Genomic DNA, 19,857 nt, shown 5'->3' with positions numbered 1-19,857 from the left:
GAGAAACCCCCATGGGCGACAACCGCCGCGTACGGGTGGCCATCGTGGGCGTCGGCAACTGCGCGGCGTCGCTGGTCCAGGGTGTCCAGTACTACCGCGACGCGGACCCGGCCACCCGCGTCCCGGGGCTGATGCACGTCGACTTCGGCGGGTACCACGTCCGCGACATCGAGTTCGTCGCCGCGTTCGACGTGGACGCCAAGAAGGTCAGCCGCGACCTGTCCGAGGCGATCTTCGCCTCCGAGAACAACACCATCAAGATCGCCGACGTGCCGCCGCTCGGCGTCACCGTCCAGCGCGGCCCCACCCACGACGGGCTCGGCCGCTTCTACCGCGAGACGATCGAGGAGTCCGACGAGACCCCGGTCGACATCGTCGCCGCGCTGCGCGAGGCCGAGGCCGACGTGCTCGTGTCGTACCTGCCGGTGGGCTCCGAGGTGGCCGACAAGTTCTACGCCCAGGCCGCGATCGACGCCGGTGTGGCGTTCGTCAACGCGCTGCCGGTGTTCATCGCCTCCGACCCGGAGTGGGCGAAGAAGTTCGAAGACGCTGGCGTCCCGATCGTCGGCGACGACATCAAGTCGCAGGTCGGCGCCACCATCACGCACCGCGTGCTGGCGAAGCTGTTCGAGGACCGCGGCGTCCAGCTCGACCGGACGATGCAGCTCAACGTGGGCGGGAACATGGACTTCCTGAACATGAAGGAGCTGGAGCGGCTCGAGTCGAAGAAGATCTCGAAGACCCAGTCCGTCACCTCGCAGGTCGACCGCGACCTCGGCAAGGGCAACGTCCACATCGGGCCGTCGGACTACGTGCAGTGGCTCGACGACCGCAAGTGGGCCTACGTCCGGCTCGAGGGCCGCGCGTTCGGCGACGTGCCGCTGAACCTGGAGTACAAGCTCGAGGTGTGGGACTCCCCGAACTCGGCGGGCATCATCATCGACGCGGTGCGTGCGGCGAAGATCGCGCTCGACCGCGGCATCGGCGGCCCGATCCTGTCGGCCTCCTCCTACTTCATGAAGTCGCCGCCGGAGCAGTACGACGACTCGACCGCGCGCGACGCCGTCGACAAGTTCATCCGCGGCGAACTCGAGCGGTAGAGCAGCTGGTGAAAGGGCCACCACCCGGGGGAGACCCTGGTGGTGGCCCTTTTCGCGTGCTGGACTAAACCGGTGGGGCGGGGTGGGCGTTGGCGGGGTGTGAGTGCGAGCGTGGGTGAAAGCGCGCCGGGGGACCTGGGCGTGCCGACCTTCCACGACCTGTTCCGGGAGTACTTCGGCCAGATGACCCGGCTGGCGCACCTGCTCGGCGCGGACGACGCGGAGAACATCGCACAGGAGGCCTTCGTCAAGCTCCACCAGCGCTGGGACACCCTGACCGACCACTCGCGGGTGGCCGGCTACCTCCGCACGACCGTGGTCAACATGTCGCGGTCGCGGACGCGGCACCTGCGCGTCGTCCGGCGGTCACCGCAGGAGCGGCCGTCGGACGAGCTGTCGGCCGAGGTCAGGGCGGTGGCCAACTGGGAGCACCAGCACCTGCGCGCGGTGCTCACGAGGCTGTCGAGGCGCCAGCGCGAGGTGCTGGTGCTTCGCTACTGGCTGGACTTGAGCACGGCGGGCATCGCGGAGACGCTGGGCATCTCCCCGGGCACGGTCAAGGCGACCACCCACCACGCGATGGAGAACCTGCGCAAGCATCTGGGGGACGACCCTGGAGGTGAGCGATGACCGACCTCGAACGCAAACTGGCCGAAGCACTGCGTGGGCAGGCCGGGGAGGTCACGCCCAACCTCGACGCGGCGTGGGCGGAACAGCAACGCAGGCAGCACCGGCCGGTGCGACGCCGCCGCCGGGCGGCGGTGTGGGGCGCCCCGCTGGCCGCGGTGCTGGCGGTACTCACCAGCGTGCTGCTGGCCACCCAGCTGAACACGGCCCAGGCCCCGGCTCCGCCCGCGAACACCGGTGAGCCGTTGACCCTGGTGCAGGCCGAGTACCAGGCGCTGGGTGAGCTGAAGGTGGTGAGCACACCGGTCCGGTTGACCGAGTTCGCCGGGCAAACCCACGCGTGGACCGCCTACGCGTTCACAGCGACCACCGTTCCTGCGCCCGACCAGGCGCTGTTCTGCATTGCGGCGGTGCCGGCCGGGGATCCGTTCGACGAATCGGCATCGCCGTACGGGACCAAATCGCCCTCGTGCGCCCCGATCTCGTCCGGCACTGTCCGCGCCGGGGCCGTCGGCGAGACCGGTGGCCCGCTGCCCCCGGGCAAGGCGGTGTACCTGGTGGACCCGGCCGTGCCCGCCATGCAGGTCTTCGATGCGAACGGCAACCTCGGCGAAGCCCGCGAGGTGGGCGTGGCGGGTGCCGATCGCGTGCTTCTCGCCGAGGTCCGGCCGGGTGCGTCGCCCGTGCGGTTCCGCGTCAGCTGAGGCCCAGTGCCCCCGGCAGATCGGTGATCTTCTCCACCACCGCCGCGGCCTGGTTCAGCACCTCCGGGTCCGGCGGGAAGTGCGGGTTCGGCACCGCGTACACCGCCATCCCGGCCGCCAGCGCGGACCGCAACCCGTTCGTCGTGTCCTCCACGGCCGCACAATCCGACGGCGCCACCCCCAGCAGCTCGGCGGCCCGCAAGTACACATCCGGCGCCGGCTTGCCCGCCCCGACCTGCTCAGACGACACCGCCGCGCCCACCGGCAACCCCGTCACGTCCAGGAACCCCTTGATCAGGATCACCGGCGACGAGCTCGCGATCGCCACCGGCCACCGCTTCGACACCTGACGCACGACGTCCACCGCGCCCGGGATCAGCGGCGGTTCCGCGGCGTACCGGGCGGCCATGCGCTTGACCACGAGCGTCGCGATCGCCGACGGTGACAACTGCGCCCCGAGCTCCTCGACCAGGTAGCGGGCCCACTCCGGCGTGCTCATCCCCTGCTGCGCCCGGGTCGCCTCCTCGCGCCAGGTGCCGCCGTGCTCGGCGACGACCGCGCGCCGCACTTCGTCCCAGATCCGCTCGGAGTCCACCAGCACGCCGTCGAGGTCGAAGATCACCGCTTCCATAGCCCGAGCCTAGCCTGTGAGCCGACTTACTTAGCCACGCTTACTAATTTTTGTTAGCCTGGCTAAGTGACTTCCGCGATCACCGATCTCGCCCACCGGTTGCGGCCGCTGGTCTTCCGGCTGTACCAGCAGGTGCGCCGCCAGACCCCGCAGCTGACGCTGACCCTGACGCAGGGTTCGGTGCTGAGCGAGCTGGTCAACGGCGGTCCGCGGCGGATGAGCGCGCTGGCCGAGTTCGAACGGGTCAAGCTGCCGTCGATGACCGACGTCGTCGGCCGGCTCGACCGGCTCGGGCTCGCGACGCGCCGTCCGGATCCGGCCGACGGCCGCGCGGTGCTGGTCGAAGTCACCGACGAGGGCCTGCGTTTTTACGCCGAACTGGTGACGGCTCGCGAGGAGTTCCTCCGCGAGCGGCTCATCGCCATGGACGAAACCGACCGCGCCGCGATCGAAGCCGCCCTGCCCGCCCTCGCCAAATTGCTCGTCGACACCAAGAAGGAGGAACTGATCAGCGATGAGCGCTGAGCACCACTCGAGCCTGCTGGACGCCGTCAAGGGCCAGCCCAAGCAGGTGTGGATCACCGCGTTCACGGTGCCACTTCTTTGACATACCTAGGGCATGGCCCTACGTCTCCCCCCGAAGTTCCAGCTTCCCACAAGCCTCATTGATCGCCTGCTGAGCTTGCCGAAGAACGGTGACCCCTCGTTCATGTACGCCCGCATCTCGATGGATCGCGTAGGCGCGGGGCTCGGCGTCGTTCGTCAGCTCGAAGACCAGTGCGACATGTACGAGCGCCTCGGAATGTCGCTCGCCGGCGTGTACGCGGACAACGACATTTCGGCTTACTCCGGCAAGCCACGGCCGGACTATCTCGCGATGCTCGACGACGTGTGCGCCGGCCGTTCGAGATCGGTCACGGCATGGCACACGGACAGACTTCACCGACAGCCGCTCGAGCTCGAGAAGTACATCGAGGTGTGCGAGCCCAACGGCATCACGACCCTGACTGTGAAGGCTGGCCACCTCGACTTGTCGACACCGTCCGGCCGGATGGTTGCGCGTCAACTCGGCGCCGTGGCTCGGTTCGAGTCCGAGCACAAGTCGGACCGCATCACCGCGAAGAAGCTGGAGAAGGCGAACGCGGGACAGTGGCAGGGCGGGACCCGGCCGTTCGGGTTCGAGCCTGACGGCGAATCCGTGCGCTACGAGGAAGCCGCCGAGATCATCAAGGCTACCGACTCTGTGCTCGCCGGCGGCAGTGTGAGAGGCGTGGCGCTGGACCTGATGGCCCGCGGGGTACTCACCGCAACGGCCAACACTCATTGGGACTCGACCGTGGTTCGCAACATCCTCTTGCGCCCCCGAAATGCCGGTCTCAGCGTGTATAAGGGCGAAATCGTGGGCAAGGCCGTATGGCCGGAGATCGTGCCCGAGGAGAACTGGCGAGCCCTGCGGTTCGTGCTTCTCGACCCGGAGCGCCGGACCAACGGCGGCAACAACCACGTCAAGTGGTTCGGGTCCGGTCTGTTCCGTTGCGTGACTTGCGGGCAGGCCCGGCTACGCGTATGCCCGATCGGCAAGGCTGGCCACCCCTCCTACCGGTGCGCGGTGCCCAAGGCCAAGGGCGAGTCTCATGTCGTCCGCCGGGCTGCCACCCTCGACAACTTCGTCGAGCGCCTGATCGTCGCCCGCCTTTCGCGACCAGATGCCGCCGACCTGCTCATGGTTCGCGGCCAGGCGGCCGACACCGCCCAGCTCCACACGGAGGCCACCGCGCAGCGTCAGCGGCTCGACGAACTCTCCGAGATGTTTGCCGAGGGTGCGATCACCGCGGCGCAGTTGAGGAAGGGGTCGGCGAAGGCGCGCGAGCGACTCGCCGTGCTCGAGAACGAGATCATTTCGGCGGTGCAGGTTGACCCGCTGGCAGGACTGGCCGGCGCGCCCGATGCAGCGCGAATCTGGTTCGGCGAGCGGCCCGACCGTAGCGACGGCCTCGACCTCGGCCGGCGTCGTGCGGTGTGCGAAACGCTCGCCACCGTCACCATTCTCAAGGCCACGCGCGGCCGGAAGGCAGGCGGCGGGTACTTCGATCCGAAGTCGGTCCGGATCGACTGGAGCGACCGCGCCTCGGCGTGACACTCACCATGTGACGGTTGGTCTATGGAGACCAGCCGGCAGGCACCATCAGCGGACGGCGCCGCCCTCGACGAGCACATCGAACAGCTTGTCGCGGCGGCGCCTCCGCTCAACTCCGAGCAACGCGACCGGCTCGCTGTCCTTCTGAACCCGACGCGGTCGGCTAGCTCACGCTGCGACGTCGAACGTTCGCCGTAGCATCTACCCACGTGGCCACGGAACCCAATGGGCAAGAGCTGACGCGTTGGAAGATCCACGACGAGCGACTCGTCGACGACACGCGCCGCGACCGCGTGAGCATCGCCTCGGTCGAGCTGCCCGACGGCGTGAAGTTCGAGCAGTGGGTGTTACGCATCCGCCCAGCCGCGATGATGGCCGTCCTTGATGATCAAGACCGGGTGCTCATGTTGTGGCGGCACCGGTTCATCATCGATCGCTGGGTGTGGGAACTGCCCGGCGGCTATGTCAACCCGGACGAAGATCCTGCGGTGACCGCCGCGCGCGAGGTTGAGGAAGAGACCGGCTGGCGCCCGCTGGACGTCGAGCCGCTCGGCGCCCTGCAACCCATCATCGGCAGCGCGGACGCCGAGAACCTGTTGTACGTGGCTCGACGGTCCGAGTACATCGGTGAGCCCGCAGATATCAACGAGGCTGAGCGGGTCGCTTGGATTCCTCTCGACACGGTTCGAGACCGGATCTTGAAGGGTGAGATTGTCGGCGCGGCATCGCAGGTCGCGCTACTACACATCCTCGCCTTCTACCGCTGACCCCTACGCCGGCGTAGGAACACCTACGGCCTTCATCTGCGCATAGACGTCCCCGACCCGGTGGTCGGTCCGGTACGGAGCCAGGCGCAAAGCGACGTCGGCGAGATAGGCGCCACCCCTGATCGACCGAACGTTCTCGCTCATCCGCACTGCCTTCGCTGCCTCGGCGCAAGCTTCGTCAACGCGGCCTTGGTCGGCCAGGATCGACGAGAGAAGTGCGGTGTTGAACAACCGACCGCGGTCGTACCCCTCGCTCATGCTGAGCGACCGACGGGCGAACTGCTCAGCTTCCGCGAGGTGGCCGAGGTCGCGGAAGGTGTGAGCGAACTTGGCCGACAAGTAGGCGTTGTCGAAGTAGCTCAGCCAAGCCGGCCCGGAGCCAGGCACGAACCGCTCGAAAGCCTGTTCGGCCTCACTGAGCGCCGCGAAGCACGCCCCGGTGTTGCGTTTGAGCGCTTGGCCGTGCGCCTCCAACACGGCTGCCTCGGCTTGCAGCGCGACCAGACCGGAACGCTTCGCTGTTCGCCTGGAAGCGAGCGCCATGTCGACCGCGACGTCGTGGGACCGGTTGAATGCCGCGTGGTGCGACATGGCGGCCAGCATCTCGGCCTCGAGCGCATCGTCGCCGGCGTCTTGCGAGAGCTTCAACGCGTCGCGCAAGTGCCGTTGCCCGTCTGCCGCGTTGCCGACGTCGTACGCGCTCCACCCCGCGACCTGATGCAGCTCGGCGGCGGCGGCGAACAGTTCGTTTCGAGCGGCTGCTGTCCTGCTGGTGTCTTTCAGCATGGGCGTCACGCTCGAGGTCAAGTAGCTGGTAATCGTGGTCGTTCCGCGGCTGTGTCCGCCGCCGAACCGGTTGTCGAGCTGGCGGAACGTCTCCGTCATGTGGCGGACGATCTCGGCGTCGGTGCTTCTGGACTTGGCCGGCCCGGACGCGGCCGCCGGAGTTGCGCCGAGCAGGGACGCGCCAATCGCTGTGACGCCTACGCTTGCGGTCTTGAAGAACTGTCGCCGTTGCACGTCATCGAGGCTAACCGCGACCGTCGGCTCGGCCGATTCTCCGGGCGTATAGGAAATGCTGAACCAGAGCAGTGAGTGCGGGACGTGTAGCGCCCTGGCCCACCGCTCGAGCTTGTGCAGATCGCTCGGCGGTCGGGCGTCGGGCGCCTCAAGGCGGCTCACCTGCGCTTGCGTGAGGCCGAGCCACAGGCCGAGCGCGGCTTGTGAGACGTGGGGCTTGTGTTCTTGGCGGTAGGCCGCGAAGAACCAGCCGAAGTGACGCGCCTTAAGCGCGGTGCGGATGCTGTCAGCTTCCCAGAACGGTTCAGGCTGAGGCTGCGCCACGTGTGAGATCAGCCGACGAGTGCACGAGCCGCAGTAGTCGCTTACGCGATCGCGAGCCAGCCGTGCGCCGCACGCTTCACACGTTCGCGCTGCTGTCCGCACCGTGGTCACCCCTCGTCCATCATTCACAGCGCAGTGTATGTGACCTACCACGCTATGTCACAGATTTCATGCGGAGCATGTATGGAATCCGGCAGTAAGACGCTGTGTCTCCCGGATCTCATGCGCGGATGTCGTTTTCCGCGGGAGGTCCACGACGGACGCTCAATGCATGTACGAGGTAGCTCACGGTAACAACACCATGTCGCGCTACGTGGCAGCCCCGTTGAGAGGGGTGCCACGTGAGCGCCGGTGAGGTCGCCGTGCGCGCGGTGATCGGTGGTGTAACTGCCGTCGCGGTGGTGGCAGCCGTGGTTCCGTACCTGCGGCGGGACCGCGGAGCCCGTGCAAAATTCCTGGACGAACCGAGCAATGGCCGGAAGTCAGAAGGCGTGTTCGGTGATCCCCACGAATTCGTGGCGGATGCGGGGAGTGTGCCCCCTGGCCCTCCGCATCCGTCACGTTCCAGCGCTGCTGCTCACAAAGTCGCGCTAACGGGTGAGATTTTCGCTCGTGCTGGAGCGGATATCCCCGAACGTGATCACGTGAACGTTTGGTATCACCTGACTTTCGAAAGTCGGCCGATTCGGGTTGCGTACTGGTGGGCGACAAACTTTGGGAAACTCTTCACGTTGGGCGTTATATTGTTTGTAGCGTCGATCTTCGTGATGCTCGGCGAGTATCCGCCTATCTTTCTGATTACAACACTGTCGGTCAGTGTGACTCTTATCGGGCTTCCTGCGGTCAGGCTGCATCGCGTCACGTGGCAAGCCCTCAATGTGGCGGCCGGATTTTATGCGGTCGCGCTTAAGGGAGCAAAAAATGCAGACGAGTGAAGATGCGATCAACGCATTGGCTGCGCGTGGATTTAGGGCGATATGCCTTGCCGGATCGCCGAGTCGGCCTGAGAGTGTGCTGTTTACGCTCGGATGGGATGAGCCGTATATGGACGAGGTGATTGTTCGAGATGAGGGGGACGCTACAGCGTGTCGTCATCGCCTGGAAGACGGAATCGACCTTTCCGACCGCAAGCATGTTGTCTGGTGGAAAGACGGATCTGTCCTTGAGGTAGTCGATGAAGTGCTAAACCACCTGCCGCACCCAGCTATGCCCAATGCGCCAAGGATTGTGATGCCGACGCCTGGAGATCTTTGGATTCCACCGAGTGCGCGAATAAAAGTTCGTTCGTAGCGTTCGTCAAATTCGAGACTGCGGGGTTCTTATGTCTGTCGTAGGTGTTGTCGGTGGGGTTATCAGTCTTACGCTCGTGCTACTTGTCGCCTTTTTCCTGCGTTGCTACGTTTTCTCATCAAGTACCGGACGCCACGCGCTCGGTGTCGACGTCGACAGTGGAGACCGGTATGTGAAAGTTGGGAGTGGCGACGTTGGAGGAGTCGTCTCTGCGCTGGTCGGTGGTGAAGTTATCGACCAATACGGCAGCGGGCTAGGCGTGGACGATGATTTCCCTACCGACCCGATTGGTGCTCGCCCGTATTTGGAAGAGTACTGGCGAACTTCGGGGTGTTATCTCGTCGACCAGGCCATCGAAACTGCGGCATCTCGGTGTGCTGAGAAGGACCATGAATACGAAAGTGTTAGCGGGCAACTCGAGTTGGTCGCATGACACGCACACGCCGTCAAGTCGGGCGGGCGCCGCCCGCGAGAGAATGCCGAGAACCAACGTGAGAAGGGCCAAACGTGCCGTACATGATGCTTGATCACCCGGGATGGCTCAGTGAAGACAACGGGCGCGCCCGGCGCGTGCTCCGGTCGTCCGGTTCGGTGTGGTCAGTGATCTGTACGCCGGAGGCCGCCGGGGGGTACCTGGTCGACCTCGTCCGGCTCGCCGGCGACACGGACGTCGCGCCGATCATCGACACGATCAACCCGCTAACGCTGGTGGGCGACGTCGCGGTGTGCGAGCCGCTGCGGGCCGCCGGCCCGGTCGCGCGCGTACGGACCTCCGATGTGTGGGAAGCGCTCGGTACCGCGGTTACTCGCCAGGTGGTCAGGGCCGCGACCGCGCGCCAGAAGTACCGCGCGTTCTGCGAAGCCTACGGCGAGCGGTACGAAACTGCGGCTGGTCCGGCGTGGCTGTTCCCCTCGCCTGAGACCGTGCTCGCCTTGTCCGACGACGAGTTCGACGTGCTGCGGATGAAGTTCTTCCGCGACGGTCTGCGCTCAGCCGCCGAGGCGAGCCTCAAGGCGGCCGACGACTGGGCGGGCATGACGGGCGAGCAGCTCGTCGCCGCGGTGCAAAGCATTCGCCGGAGCGGCCCGTGGACGGCCGGCGTCACGGTCGCCGACGTCACCAATGACTACAGCCTCTATCCCTTCGCCGACCTCGCGGTGCGCACCTGGGCGGGCAAGCTCGCCCCTTCGGTCGACTGGCCGAAACCCGAACCTGAGTTCGGGCGGTTGTGGCAAGCGATGGCCGGCGCGCAGTTGTCCGAGTGGACGCTGCTCACCCTCGCTTGGGGAGTTCGATATGCAACCGGAGTTGCCCTCTGACCTGATCGCCGGCGCCGACCTCCGCCGGGAGATCGACCTCTTGTTCGTCAACGCGCCGTTGCGCGACTACGACGAGCGCCCGCGGGTGAACGACTTCACGTTGCCGGTGCTCGGCATGGCCTACATCGCCACCTACGCGGCCGCGCGAGGGTTCAACGTCGGCGTGCTCGACGCCGAGGCGCACGGGCTCGGCGTCGAACAGACCGCCCGCCTGGTGAACGCGGCCGCGCCGCGGTGGGTCGGGTTCAACCTGCTGGCGCCGACGTACGAGATCAGCGCACGGATTGCCGAGCGCCTCGACCGCGACATCATGCTCATGCTCGGCGGCCACCAGGCGAAAGCCATGCCGGCCGAGATCCTCCTCGACCAGCGGATGAGCCAGTGCGAAGCCCTGGTGATCGGCGAGGGCGAGACCCGGGTTGCCGTCCTGCTCGACGACCACCGCCGACGGACCGAGCTGCCCGGGGTGATGTGGCTCGACCCGATCATGCACACCCCGGTCACGGGCGGAATCGGGCTCAAGAACGGGCACCACCTTGCGCCGGACATCAACGGGTTGCCGTTCGTCGACCGCGGCTACCTCGCGCAGGACCCGCACTACGACGCCGGCCGGCTCGAGGCGAACATGGTTGGCGCTCGCGGGTGCCCCTACGACTGCTCGTTCTGCGGAGCGGCGGTGTCGGCGAATCCGGACATCACCATTCGGACCCGCGAGCCGCACAACATCCTCAACGAAATGGATCAGCTCCGGGGCACCGGCGTGAACGCCTTCCGGTTCGTCGACGACCTGTTCCTCGGCGTCCCGCGCGTCATCAAGACGATGATGACCGCGTTCACCGCCGACCACGTCGGCGACTGGGCGCAGTGGGACGCCACCGGCCGAATCAACGTGCTGCACCGCACGAGCGACGCCATGCTCGACACCCTCGCCGCAAACGGCCTGCGCGAGGTCGCTCTCGGCGTCGAGTCCGGCAACGCGCGGATGCTCGAGCGGATCGACAAGCGCATCACCCCGGACATGGCGCGCTCGGTGGTGCGGCGGCTCGTCGAGCGGGGGATCAACGTCAAGGGCTATTTCATCCTGGGGTTTCCGACCGAGACCTGTGCCGAGATCGACGACACCGTGCGACTCGTCCACGACCTGTGGGACATCACCGACAAGCATCCGGGCCGGTTCCGGGCCTCGGCGTTCGAGTACCGCCCGTACCCGGGTACGCCCGACTGGGCCGAGCTGATGAAGTCCGGCGAGTACACGGCCGAGGCGCTGCTCAACTACAGCGCTGTTGACCTCACGGCGGACGGCGTCGACGAGTCGATGCGCGAGCGCGACGAGTTCAATTTCTCGATCAACATCCAGTTGAGCGAGGCGCCCATCGACTACATCCGGCGCAACCTCGTGACGGTCTCCCGCGCGCAGTACGACCGGAAGGCAGCCGCGTGAGGCGATGGAACCGCGGGGCGTTCGTCACCCTCGACGGCCCGGCCGGCGTCGGCAAAACCACGACAACCCGGCTTCTGCGCGAGTACCTCGGCAGGCGCGGGTTCACCGTGCACGCCACGACGCAGCCGTCGCACGGCGTGCTCGGCGAAACCGCTCGGCGCAACACCGACACCTACCGCGGGCACACGCTCGCGTGTCTGGTGGCCGCCGATCGGTATCACCACCTCGAACAGGAGGTGCGGCCGCACCTCGCCGCGGGGTCGATCGTCGTCTGTGACCGCTACGTCGCCTCGTCCTATGTGCTGCAATGCATGGACGGGGTACCGCTGCCTTTCGTCGAGGCGATCAACGCGGCGGCTGACGTGCCGGACCTCGCGATCATCTTGCAGGCGCCGCCGGACGTGACGGCGGCGCGGGTCGCTGCCCGCGGCGCGCACGACCGGTTCCACACCGGCGAGGACAGCAGCCGCCGGGAAAGCGAGTTGTACGAGAAGGCCGCGGAACGGCTCGCGCGGTGGCGGTATCCCGTGCTCGCCGTCGACACCTCCGGTGCCTCACCGACGAAGGTCGCTACCTATCTCACGGACCGAATCGCCGAGTTGGTGGAGGGTCCCGGCGCCGAGGTGGCAACGGCGTAGCCTGCCTGCGAGCCCGCCGGCGCGGGCGGGCTCGCAGGTTCAGCACCCGTCACCCCGTGAGGATCTCGCCGGATGCCCAACGGCCAACACACCATCATTGACGTGCATGTTCTGCTCGTCCGCGGCGATGATCTTTTGCTCATCCAGCGCCGCGGAACGTACGGCGGCGGCATGTGGCATCTTCCATCCGGCAAGCTCGACGCCGGTGAGTCTCTGCCCGCTGGTGCGGCGCGCGAGGGCGGCGAGGAGGTCGGGGTGCTCATCGATCCGGCCGACTTGCGGCACGTGCACACGTTGCACGTCGCCGGGTCTGGGCCCGTGCCGCGGCTGGGCGTGTTCTTCGAGGCTCGCCGCTGGTCCGGCGAGCCGTACAACCGCGAGCCCGACAAGTGCTCAGCCGTTGAGTGGTTTCGGCGCGACCGCCTGCCCGACGACGTGATCCCGTATCCGCTCGCCGGTATTCGCGCCTACTTCGACGGTGTCCCGTTCGGTCTGCTCGGCTGGGCCGATCAGCCGCGGCCTGTTCTCGCCTGACCGACTGCTCAGCGCAGCGAGCCCCAGAACTTCTGATTTGCTCTGGTCCACGCGGCATCGTTCAGGTTGAGCGTCAACGGCAACGGGGCGACCTGCCCGGACCGGTACACGCTATACGGGGTTTCGTTGAGCAGCGCGGACGCGCCTGCGCCGGTGGCCGGCGTGGTCGAGGCGAGCCTCGGCGCGGTCCCGCTGCCGGTGGTGAGGCCAGCGAACGCGACGGCGTCGCCGCGGTTGACGGCGACCGTGCCGAGGTTGACCGACTTCATGCCGGCGGTAGCTATCCATGTCAGCCCGGACACCGTGACCTTTCGGTCGAGGCTGGACACGTTCGGCCCGACGTAGACGCCGAAGTCAAACCCGGTGAGCCCGGTGTGCACGGCGTAAACGCAGAACTTCGCCAACGTCGAGGCGAGCGAGCGCGACGCGATGGTCGCCCACACGGTGAGGTAGCCGGGTGAGAGGGTCTCGCCCCAGATGGCATCGGCGCGCCGGAGCGTCGAGACTTGGTCGCCGTAGAGCGTGGTGTCGGTGGCTTGCGCTTCGGCGGTGGGTAGCTGCTCCATCGTGGCGACGTCGACCCCGTCGACCGGGGCCGGTCCGCGGTACTCGAGTGCGCCGGCCACTACCCGACCACCACCACGCGGTAGGTGCCGGCGCCGCCGAAGGACAGTGCGACGTTGTCGGCGTCGGTGAGGTCCACGCCGGTGAGCACGAGCGCCGGCGTGGTGGTGCTGATGTCGTAGACCGAGACGTCGACGAACTGATTTCCGAGGCCGTGCCGGATGGTGACCGGGCCGGCCGCGGTGGGCGTGACGTTGGCGATGACCTTGCGGGCGACGACGGCTGTGTCGACGGCGACGGCGTCCGCGGTGACGACGATGCCGGGGCCGGCGCCGACGGCGATGGTGTCGGCGCCGACGGCGAGCAGGCCGGCGCCGGCGAGGGTGAAGCCGTCCGAGCCGGTGCCGTAGACGGCCCATGTCTGCCCGGTCACTCCGGGCGAGATGCTGCCGTTGGTGGTGAGCAGGTAGAGCCGGTCGCCGTTGGTGGCGCCTTCATCGATGGCGACGACGGCGCCGCCGCGCAGGTCCCCGGGGCTGTCGGCGTCCGCGGCGCGCGCCCACGCGCCCGCCTTGGCGAGGTAGATGCCGTTCTCGACCGGGTCGGCCTGTGCCTTGACGAGCACGCGGTCATCGGGGTTCGGGGTGACGCCGTCGACGGCGGCGAGCCCGGTGCGGGTGATGGGTCCGGTGGTGGCCAGGCGGACGGCGGCTTTGAACGAGACGCCGGCGGCCGCGGCGGCTATGGCGTCTTGGAGCTGCCCGTACGTGGCGAGGTCTCCGGCGGCCGAGCCCGGGGCGGCGTTGGTGATGCGCTGGGCGCCGGCGTTGACGGGCGCGGTGGGTGCGGTGAACTCGTCGAGGCGGTAGCCGGTGACGGTCGCGCGCAGGTCGGACACGGTCGAGGCCGGCTGGTTGCCGGTGTGGTTGGCGCGGGCGGTCGGGTCGATCCAGTTGCCGGCGGCGTCGCGGATCTTCAACCGGCCGTTGTGGTAGATGACCTGCGCCTCGGCGCCGGCGGGGAGGCTGGCGACCTTGTGCGCGACCAGGTTGCGGGCTTCGTTGAGCCCGTGGTCGGTGTGGGTGCCGAACTTCAAGTCGGCCATGGTCGGGGGCTCTCCTAGCTCAGGTAGGCCACGCCGGAGCACGGCGCGGAAAACTCGATGCGGACGTGTCCGGCGGCCGGGTAGGTGACCACGCCGAGCAGCGGCTCGCCGGTGGACTCGATGACGTGCACGCCGGCGGGGGTGAACGAGAGCGGATGGAAGATGTTCCAGACCGCGGCCGCGATGGTCTGCTCGTGGCGGTGGCCGAACTCGAGGAAGTCGCCCGGCTCGCCTGGCGGCGCGGTGTCGACGGGAGTACCGACGGCGAGCCAGTCGAGCGCGACCGGTGGGCCGGCTTCGGGCTCAAGGGCTGTCACGGGTCACCCCCCGAGACACGCGCACGGTGCCATCGACGATCCGGGCGACGCGGCCGATGGGGTCGATGAGCAGCACGTCGAAGACGCCGGCGAGCCACGGCCAGGCGCGCGAGGTCGCCGCGGTCACGGTGAGCGTGACCCGCGAGTCTGCGGTGCTGGCGTTGCCGGCCGTGGTCGACCACTCGTGCAGCACGTCGCCGGCGTCGATGCGTTCGCGGACCTGCGCGCGCACGGTCCACCCGGAAAGGTCGAGCGGCCGGCCACCTGAGGTGACCGGCCACGCTCGACCCCACTCGGCGCCCTTCTCGATCACGACGTCGTCGTGCAGGGCGGGCACGGGTTACTCCTGGTCGTAGGTGGGCGGGCGGCTCGAGCCGAGCAGGAACCGCGCGAGCCAGCTCGGCACTCGCGGCTCGAGCCAGCGCAACCCGGCGTAGACGGCGCCGAGCACGATCGGCACGGCGGCTGTCTGGCCGAGTCCGTTCGCCGGCTCGGTGAGCCAGCCGGGTAGGCCGAGCGCGACCAGGTAGGCGACGCCGGCGGACCACAGTGCGGGTACGACGGTGCGCACCCACGACGTGACGCGGTCCGAGCGCAGCCACGCGGCGAGCCGCTCGCCGAGCTGGCGCTGCGGGGTGTCCGGCTCGCCGGGGACGGAAGTGGGCATGGTTGTTCGTTCCTTTCTCGGGGGTAGGGAGTCGAGCCGCTCATAGAGGCGGACGAAGGTGCGGGCGGCGACGCCGGCGAACCAGCCGAGCAGCACAGCGGCGTAGAACGCACCGGCCGGTGTCGAGGTCACGGCAGGGTGAGCCAGGCGCCCGCGTTGATCTTGTTCGGGTTGGCGATGCCGTTGCGTGCGGCAATGGCGGCGACGGTGGTGCCGTACTGCTGGGCGATGCCCGAGAGGGTGTCGCCGGGCCGGATCTGGATGCGGCGGCCGCCGGACGGGGCGCCGCCGGCGAGCTGGAGCACCTGGTCGGCGTAGATGCGGTCCGGGTTGGCGATGCCGTTCGCCTGGACCAGCGCGGCAACGGTCGTGCCGAGGCGGGCGGCGATGCCCGAGAGGGTGTCGCCCGACTTCACGGTGTACGTGCCGGCGGCCGGCGGCGCCGGGGGCGCGGGCGGGGCCGGGGGCGTCGGGGTGCCGGCGGGGTTGGTGCCCAGCAGCGCGGCGAGCTGCTCGCGGGTGCCGCGGTAGGCGTCGGAGTCGACCGGGGTGTGTCCGGCGACGGTGGCCGAGCTGGTGAACTGCAAGACCTCGACGCCGGCGCCGCCGTAGCCATCCCAGTAGTTCGCGGGCACGTGCTCGTAAATCTGGGAGGCGTACCCGCCGTTCATGTCCGGATAGCGGCTCGACCACAGCGGCGGCAGGCCGTCGAGGGACGGCGAGCCGAGGGTGTCTCGCCAGTACCAGCGCGGGATGTAGGTGAGCGGGACGGCGTAGCCGGCGCCGCGCAGGCGGCCGACGATGTCGCGCGTGAGCGTGAGGTTTCCGCTGCCCTTCTCGACGTCCAGGATCACGGGCACGTCGCGCGGAACGGTGCGGGTGATGGTGTCGACCTGTGCCGCGGCCGAGGCGTTGCCGCGCTGGTAGTGGTAGGCGGCGACGAGCAGGCCGGCGCCGCGGGCCTCGCCGAGGTTGCGGCCGAACTGCGGGTCGACCCATCCCGCGCCGTCGGTGGCCTTGAGAAACGCGAAGTCGAATCCCTCGGCGCGCGTGCGTCTCAGGTCGAACGCGCCGCCCTGGTAGTGGCTGAGGTCAATTCCGTAGAGCATGGGTACCTCCCGAAAATGGTTGTGTGTCAACGGTTCTTGCGGGTGATGGGTGGCTCGGCAGGCTCGGCGACGGCACTCTCGACGCGGTCGATTGCGTCGCGCAGGCTCGTGCCGGAGTTGGGCCGCAGCTCGTGCTCGACCCGCTCGACGCGCTCGACCAGGTTGCGCACGTCGTCGCGGGTGGCCGCGCCGTCGGTTTCGATGGCGGCAATGCGCTCGATCACGCCGGGTCGGGCCGGTGCGCCGTTGCGTTCGGGCTCGCCGAACCAGTCGTCGGCGAAGTGGCCGAGTCGACGTAGGCCGCGCGCGGCGCTGCGGACTGCTGTCCACACGCGACGGATGACGAGGTATGCGGCGACGGCGACACCCGCCATCCCGGCGATGTCGAGCACGCCGAGAGCGGCGAGATTCACGGGGTTCCTTGCTGTTTCAGGGCATGACGAAATGGCCGCGCGTTGCGGCCGGTGAGGTGGTGCGGGCTAGTGGCAGTAGCAGCCGAGCAGCTGACAGGCGACCGTGCCCGAGCCGGATACCGACACGGTCAGCTCGACTTTCACCCAGTCCCGCCCGACAAATTCGGCGACGCTGAATCGGCCTTGACGAGATACCACGGCGCCGACGTTGACGTTCCACGCGCCAACTTCCGTGCCGTCGAGCCTGAGCCGGTACGTCGGGTTCGGCCGGTCGACCGCCCAGCCCCAGACGCCAACGACGCTCATCCACGGGTGCGATATCGAGGCGCGGCCTTCCCACAGCCTGGTTTCGCCGGAGAGCAGCCCGGCGTCGATGCTCCAAAAGCCGACGTCGCCGAGATCCGGGTCGGGCGAGAAGGTGTGCGGGAGGAACCGCGGATAGAGCGGGACGGGAAGGTAGGGACGCGCGAGGCCGGCGCCTACCTCGGCGCTGTCGGACACGATGACACGGCCGGTGGAATCAGTCATCGCCCAGAAGTCGCGGCCGAACTGCGCCGATCCAGCGGTGTACATGAGCGTTGCGCCGCCTTCCCGGCGGAGCACGAACCGCTGTTTCCCCTCGGCGTCGGGGCCGATGTAGAGGATTTCCACGCCGTCGGAGTCGGTCATCTTGATGTAGCTGTCGTCGACAAGGGTCAAGCCGCCGCGCGCGATCACGGCCGAGGACAGGCCGACCTTTTTGCGGACGGCGGCGAGTTCGCGCTCAAGGGCGATGACGCGGTCGATGATGTTGGAGGGCTGGTTGACCTGCATTACGCGGCATCCTCGATCAGGGGACTCATGGTGATGGTGACGGTTTCGACGGACTCGCCCGGCGCGTACTGCGCGTCGACGATCCGCATGGCGGTGTCCAGCCCGCGGCGCATGAATTCGTCTCGGATGACGACGCGGACGTCGTCGCCGGTGTCCCACTCCCCGACGTAGGGGGCGGTGTTGCCGCGGACGGTGAGCGTGGGGAGCACGACGGGCAGTCGGGCGACGAGTTGGTCGGCGTCTGCGTGGCTTTGCAGGGTGTCGGCGTCGCTCACGCTCGAGTAGCCCTGTTCGGACTCGAGCAACGGCCAGCGCTCCGGGTACTTCGCGGTGTCCTCGGCGACGGCGATCGGGGTTCCCTCGGCCACGCCGTCGCCGGCGGCGAAGGTGCGCGTGGCCATCCGCGTAGCGTCGGAGGGCCACACGTAGGTGAGGATGTTGCCGCCGGTCTCCCACACGTGGACGGTGCCGGCCTGGCCGAGCCGTGGGGTGCCCACGCGCATGATCCGGCGGACGCGGCCGCCGGTTCCCGGGGCGACCCCGAACATGATGTCGGGGCCGTCGATGACGCTCGAGAGCTGGCGCAGGGCTTCGCCGGTGTCGGCCAACGCGTGCCCGGGGTACTCGCGGTCGCGGTAGATGAACGATTGCGAGTCCTCGACCTCGACCCCGATGTCGCCGCCGGCGTGTGACTGCGCGAGCTGAACCAGGCGCCGCGCGATGTCGTTCTGCTCCGTGTCGTTGAACCGGGTGGTGAGGGTGGCGACCCGGTCGACCGCGACGGTGTCGGGCAGCAGCGGCAACACCTTGCGGTGGTCGAAGTAGCTCCACCAGTCCGCGCCTTGGATGTCGACCGCGCCGGTGCTGCTGTCGTACTTGCGGGTCCAGATGAGCCCGCCCCACATCGGCCGGTCGTCCCGTAGGACGTACAGCGCGCGTCGGGCCGGCATGGTCAGCTCGTAGGGATCACGCCGGCGGGTGGCTGGGTGGCGGGACAGGTTCCACGTGCCGGAGAACTTGCCGGCGTCGTTCAACGGCTTGTTGTACTTGACCCCGGACAGCGGCAGTTCGTCGAGCACGCGGCCGCTGCGCAGGTCGGCGACAAGGTAGGTGTACGTCGGAAGCGCCATCACGGCCCCCGCCACACCGCGGTGAATCCGCTGATCAGGTCGTCGGCCGATTCCTTGGTGACTGCGTTCGCCGCGCCCGAGTAGCCGTAGCACCGGAAGGTGGCGCCTTTGCCGAGCCACCTCGAGGTAGAGGCCGAGACGTTGTTGCCGCCGCCGCCCGTGCTGTCCTTCGCCCACAGGTTCCCCGCGGACGAGCCGCCGATCATGGCGTACTTGTCGATGTTGCCGAGCCCGTAGCGCAGGTTCAGCGACAGCTCCCACCAGCCGGGTTCGCCGACGGTGAACACCCCGCCGGCGAGGCTGATGCCGACCGGAGGCCGGTTGACCTGCGGGAACGTGAGCAGGGTCGGCGAGTTCGAGGTCGGCTGGTTTGTGGTGATCGTCCAGTCGCCGCCCGGGGTCGCCCCGCTGAGCAGGGCGGCGTACAGCCACTTCTCGCCATTCCAGCGGTACAGCCCGCCGGTACCAGCGAGCACGACGAGCTGACCGGGGTACGGATCGGTGATGTCGGACAGGGCGACCGCGGTCACCTGTCCACGCACGCGCCATGCGGCGCCGTCGTAGACCTCGGTCCATCCCTTGTCGATGCGGTAGACCGATTGCCCGGGGTAGGCGGCGAGCGCGTTGCGTTCGGCGTCGCTGCCGACGGGCAGCAGCCCGCCGAGAGCGACCGTCCACCCAGGCGTTAGCTGGTCGATCATGGCGTCGGTGATCTTGTCCGCGCCGGCGGTCACCCGGACGCGGCCGAGGGGGAACCAGTCGAGAGAGCCGTCGACGACGGGGTCGCTCGGCGTCGCCGACGCGGTACCTCGCACGAGTCGGACCTCGAATTTCGTCGCGGTGTCGAGGTAGAACTCGTCGGACTGCTGGGCGATCACCAGGTCGTAACGGTCGTTCGCCGGGGAGGCAGGGACGGCGAGCACGTCGAGGGCCTTCGGGCTGTCCAGCGACACCAGGTACGAGCCGACGCCGCGGGAAGCGCGGATGCTGCCCTGGAAGGGCTCGACCACGATCGAGCCGTTTGCCGTGCCAGCCGCGTGCACGCGCCCCGGGGTTGCCGGGCCGGGTCGAATGCCGTCGCGAGCGGTGATCGCGCTCGGCCCAGGAACGAGCAGCGCGGACACCGCGACCCGGGCATCTTCGGTGGTGATGAGCGGGTGAGCGTCGGAGCCGACGGCCCACGAATTGCGCTCGGGCATGAGGAAC

General features: G+C 68.3%; 24 protein-coding genes. 12 read left to right on the top strand and 12 right to left on the bottom strand.

What is annotated here, in order from left to right; all coding sequences use genetic code 11:
* The first annotated feature begins 11 nt into the window (after nt 1-11).
* The 3 genes from AB0M80_RS08400 to AB0M80_RS08390 all read left to right on the top strand — a co-directional run bounded on the left by AB0M80_RS08400 (nt 12) and on the right by AB0M80_RS08390 (nt 2,431).
* Nucleotides 12-1,100 carry an inositol-3-phosphate synthase gene (locus AB0M80_RS08400; protein WP_364560756.1) on the top strand — a complete coding sequence of 363 codons (1,089 nt, stop codon included), beginning with the start codon at nt 12-14 and terminating at the stop codon, nt 1,098-1,100.
* Between the two features lie 111 nt (nt 1,101-1,211).
* Nucleotides 1,212-1,730, top strand: a complete 519-nt coding sequence (locus AB0M80_RS08395; RefSeq protein ID WP_364560753.1) for a SigE family RNA polymerase sigma factor — start codon at nt 1,212-1,214, stop codon at nt 1,728-1,730.
* Nucleotides 1,727-2,431, top strand: a complete 705-nt coding sequence (locus AB0M80_RS08390; RefSeq protein ID WP_364560751.1) for a hypothetical protein — start codon at nt 1,727-1,729, stop codon at nt 2,429-2,431. The genes AB0M80_RS08395 and AB0M80_RS08390 overlap by 4 nt, the downstream gene beginning before the upstream one ends.
* On the opposite strand, the gene AB0M80_RS08385 is transcribed toward AB0M80_RS08390, so the two are convergent.
* The gene (locus AB0M80_RS08385) at nt 2,424-3,062 is read right to left on the bottom strand and encodes an HAD family phosphatase (RefSeq protein WP_364560748.1); all 639 of its coding nucleotides are present in this window, start codon (nt 3,060-3,062) and stop codon (nt 2,424-2,426) included. The two genes, AB0M80_RS08390 and AB0M80_RS08385, sit on opposite strands and share 8 nt — an antisense overlap.
* Before the next feature lie 66 nt (nt 3,063-3,128).
* Here AB0M80_RS08385 and AB0M80_RS08380 point away from each other — a divergent pair, with 66 nt between their 5' ends.
* The 3 genes from AB0M80_RS08380 to AB0M80_RS08370 all read left to right on the top strand — a co-directional run bounded on the left by AB0M80_RS08380 (nt 3,129) and on the right by AB0M80_RS08370 (nt 5,966).
* On the top strand, nt 3,129-3,587 hold the full coding sequence (locus tag AB0M80_RS08380; RefSeq protein ID WP_364560746.1) for a MarR family transcriptional regulator: 459 nt from the start codon (nt 3,129-3,131) through the stop codon (nt 3,585-3,587).
* Nucleotides 3,588-3,771: 184 nt separating this feature from the next.
* Nucleotides 3,772-5,199: a recombinase family protein gene (locus AB0M80_RS08375; RefSeq protein WP_364560743.1), complete on the top strand. Its 1,428-nt coding sequence runs from the start codon at nt 3,772-3,774 to the stop codon at nt 5,197-5,199.
* 209 nt (nt 5,200-5,408) lie between these two features.
* Entirely contained in the window at nt 5,409-5,966 is a 558-nt protein-coding gene (locus AB0M80_RS08370) for an NUDIX hydrolase (protein WP_364560740.1), read from the top strand.
* 3 nt (nt 5,967-5,969) lie between these two features.
* Here the strand turns inward: AB0M80_RS08370 and AB0M80_RS08365 are convergent, their stop codons facing one another.
* A complete protein-coding gene (locus AB0M80_RS08365; RefSeq protein WP_364560737.1) occupies nt 5,970-7,310 on the bottom strand; it encodes an XRE family transcriptional regulator in 1,341 nt (446 codons plus the stop codon).
* 341 nt (nt 7,311-7,651) lie between these two features.
* On the opposite strand from AB0M80_RS08365, the gene AB0M80_RS08360 reads away from it, so the two are divergent.
* The 6 genes from AB0M80_RS08360 to AB0M80_RS08335 all read left to right on the top strand — a co-directional run bounded on the left by AB0M80_RS08360 (nt 7,652) and on the right by AB0M80_RS08335 (nt 12,533).
* A complete protein-coding gene (locus AB0M80_RS08360) occupies nt 7,652-8,245 on the top strand; it encodes a hypothetical protein (protein ID WP_364560735.1) in 594 nt (197 codons plus the stop codon).
* Entirely contained in the window at nt 8,232-8,600 is a 369-nt protein-coding gene (locus AB0M80_RS08355; RefSeq protein ID WP_364560732.1) for a hypothetical protein, read from the top strand. The genes AB0M80_RS08360 and AB0M80_RS08355 overlap by 14 nt, the downstream gene beginning before the upstream one ends.
* A gap of 516 nt (nt 8,601-9,116) precedes the next feature.
* Nucleotides 9,117-9,920: a hypothetical protein gene (locus AB0M80_RS08350; RefSeq protein ID WP_364561996.1), complete on the top strand. Its 804-nt coding sequence runs from the start codon at nt 9,117-9,119 to the stop codon at nt 9,918-9,920.
* Complete coding sequence (locus tag AB0M80_RS08345) at nt 9,910-11,361, top strand: radical SAM protein (protein ID WP_364560729.1); 1,452 nt, start codon at nt 9,910-9,912, stop codon at nt 11,359-11,361. Before AB0M80_RS08350 ends, AB0M80_RS08345 begins: the two co-directional genes overlap by 11 nt.
* Nucleotides 11,358-11,999 carry a dTMP kinase gene (tmk, locus tag AB0M80_RS08340; protein WP_364560726.1) on the top strand — a complete coding sequence of 214 codons (642 nt, stop codon included), beginning with the start codon at nt 11,358-11,360 and terminating at the stop codon, nt 11,997-11,999. Before AB0M80_RS08345 ends, tmk begins: the two co-directional genes overlap by 4 nt.
* Nucleotides 12,000-12,071: 72 nt before the next feature.
* Entirely contained in the window at nt 12,072-12,533 is a 462-nt protein-coding gene (locus tag AB0M80_RS08335) for an NUDIX domain-containing protein (RefSeq protein WP_364560724.1), read from the top strand.
* Nucleotides 12,534-12,541: 8 nt separating this feature from the next.
* Here AB0M80_RS08335 and AB0M80_RS08330 read toward each other — a convergent pair whose 3' ends face one another.
* The 10 genes from AB0M80_RS08330 to AB0M80_RS08285 form a co-directional block, all read right to left on the bottom strand.
* On the bottom strand, nt 12,542-13,159 hold the full coding sequence (locus AB0M80_RS08330; protein WP_364560721.1) for a hypothetical protein: 618 nt from the start codon (nt 13,157-13,159) through the stop codon (nt 12,542-12,544).
* Nucleotides 13,159-14,202 (bottom strand): hypothetical protein, encoded by a 1,044-nt coding sequence (locus AB0M80_RS08325; protein ID WP_364560718.1) that lies wholly within the window; start codon nt 14,200-14,202, stop codon nt 13,159-13,161. The genes AB0M80_RS08330 and AB0M80_RS08325 overlap by 1 nt, the downstream gene beginning before the upstream one ends.
* Nucleotides 14,203-14,216: 14 nt before the next feature.
* The gene (locus AB0M80_RS08320; RefSeq protein ID WP_364560715.1) at nt 14,217-14,519 is read right to left on the bottom strand and encodes a hypothetical protein; all 303 of its coding nucleotides are present in this window, start codon (nt 14,517-14,519) and stop codon (nt 14,217-14,219) included.
* Nucleotides 14,506-14,856, bottom strand: coding sequence for a hypothetical protein (locus tag AB0M80_RS08315; RefSeq protein ID WP_364560712.1), 351 nt, complete (start codon nt 14,854-14,856; stop codon nt 14,506-14,508). The genes AB0M80_RS08320 and AB0M80_RS08315 overlap by 14 nt, the downstream gene beginning before the upstream one ends.
* A 3-nt stretch (nt 14,857-14,859) precedes the next feature.
* The gene (locus AB0M80_RS08310) at nt 14,860-15,186 is read right to left on the bottom strand and encodes a hypothetical protein (protein WP_364560710.1); all 327 of its coding nucleotides are present in this window, start codon (nt 15,184-15,186) and stop codon (nt 14,860-14,862) included.
* Nucleotides 15,187-15,314: 128 nt separating this feature from the next.
* The gene (locus AB0M80_RS08305) at nt 15,315-16,295 is read right to left on the bottom strand and encodes a LysM peptidoglycan-binding domain-containing protein (protein ID WP_364560707.1); all 981 of its coding nucleotides are present in this window, start codon (nt 16,293-16,295) and stop codon (nt 15,315-15,317) included.
* Between the two features lie 26 nt (nt 16,296-16,321).
* Entirely contained in the window at nt 16,322-16,708 is a 387-nt protein-coding gene (locus AB0M80_RS08300) for a hypothetical protein (RefSeq protein WP_364560705.1), read from the bottom strand.
* A gap of 66 nt (nt 16,709-16,774) precedes the next feature.
* Nucleotides 16,775-17,521, bottom strand: coding sequence for a hypothetical protein (locus tag AB0M80_RS08295; RefSeq protein ID WP_364560702.1), 747 nt, complete (start codon nt 17,519-17,521; stop codon nt 16,775-16,777).
* Nucleotides 17,521-18,651, bottom strand: a complete 1,131-nt coding sequence (locus AB0M80_RS08290) for a hypothetical protein (RefSeq protein WP_364560699.1) — start codon at nt 18,649-18,651, stop codon at nt 17,521-17,523. Before AB0M80_RS08290 ends, AB0M80_RS08295 begins: the two co-directional genes overlap by 1 nt.
* The gene (locus AB0M80_RS08285; RefSeq protein ID WP_364560696.1) at nt 18,651-19,850 is read right to left on the bottom strand and encodes a hypothetical protein; all 1,200 of its coding nucleotides are present in this window, start codon (nt 19,848-19,850) and stop codon (nt 18,651-18,653) included. The genes AB0M80_RS08290 and AB0M80_RS08285 overlap by 1 nt, the downstream gene beginning before the upstream one ends.
* Between the last annotated feature and the right edge of the window lie 7 nt (nt 19,851-19,857).

The sequence above is a fragment of the Amycolatopsis sp. NPDC051045 genome (assembly GCF_040682955.1).
Lineage (GTDB): Bacteria > Actinomycetota > Actinomycetes > Mycobacteriales > Pseudonocardiaceae > Amycolatopsis.
This window is presented reverse-complemented; position numbering and strand designations above follow the sequence as displayed.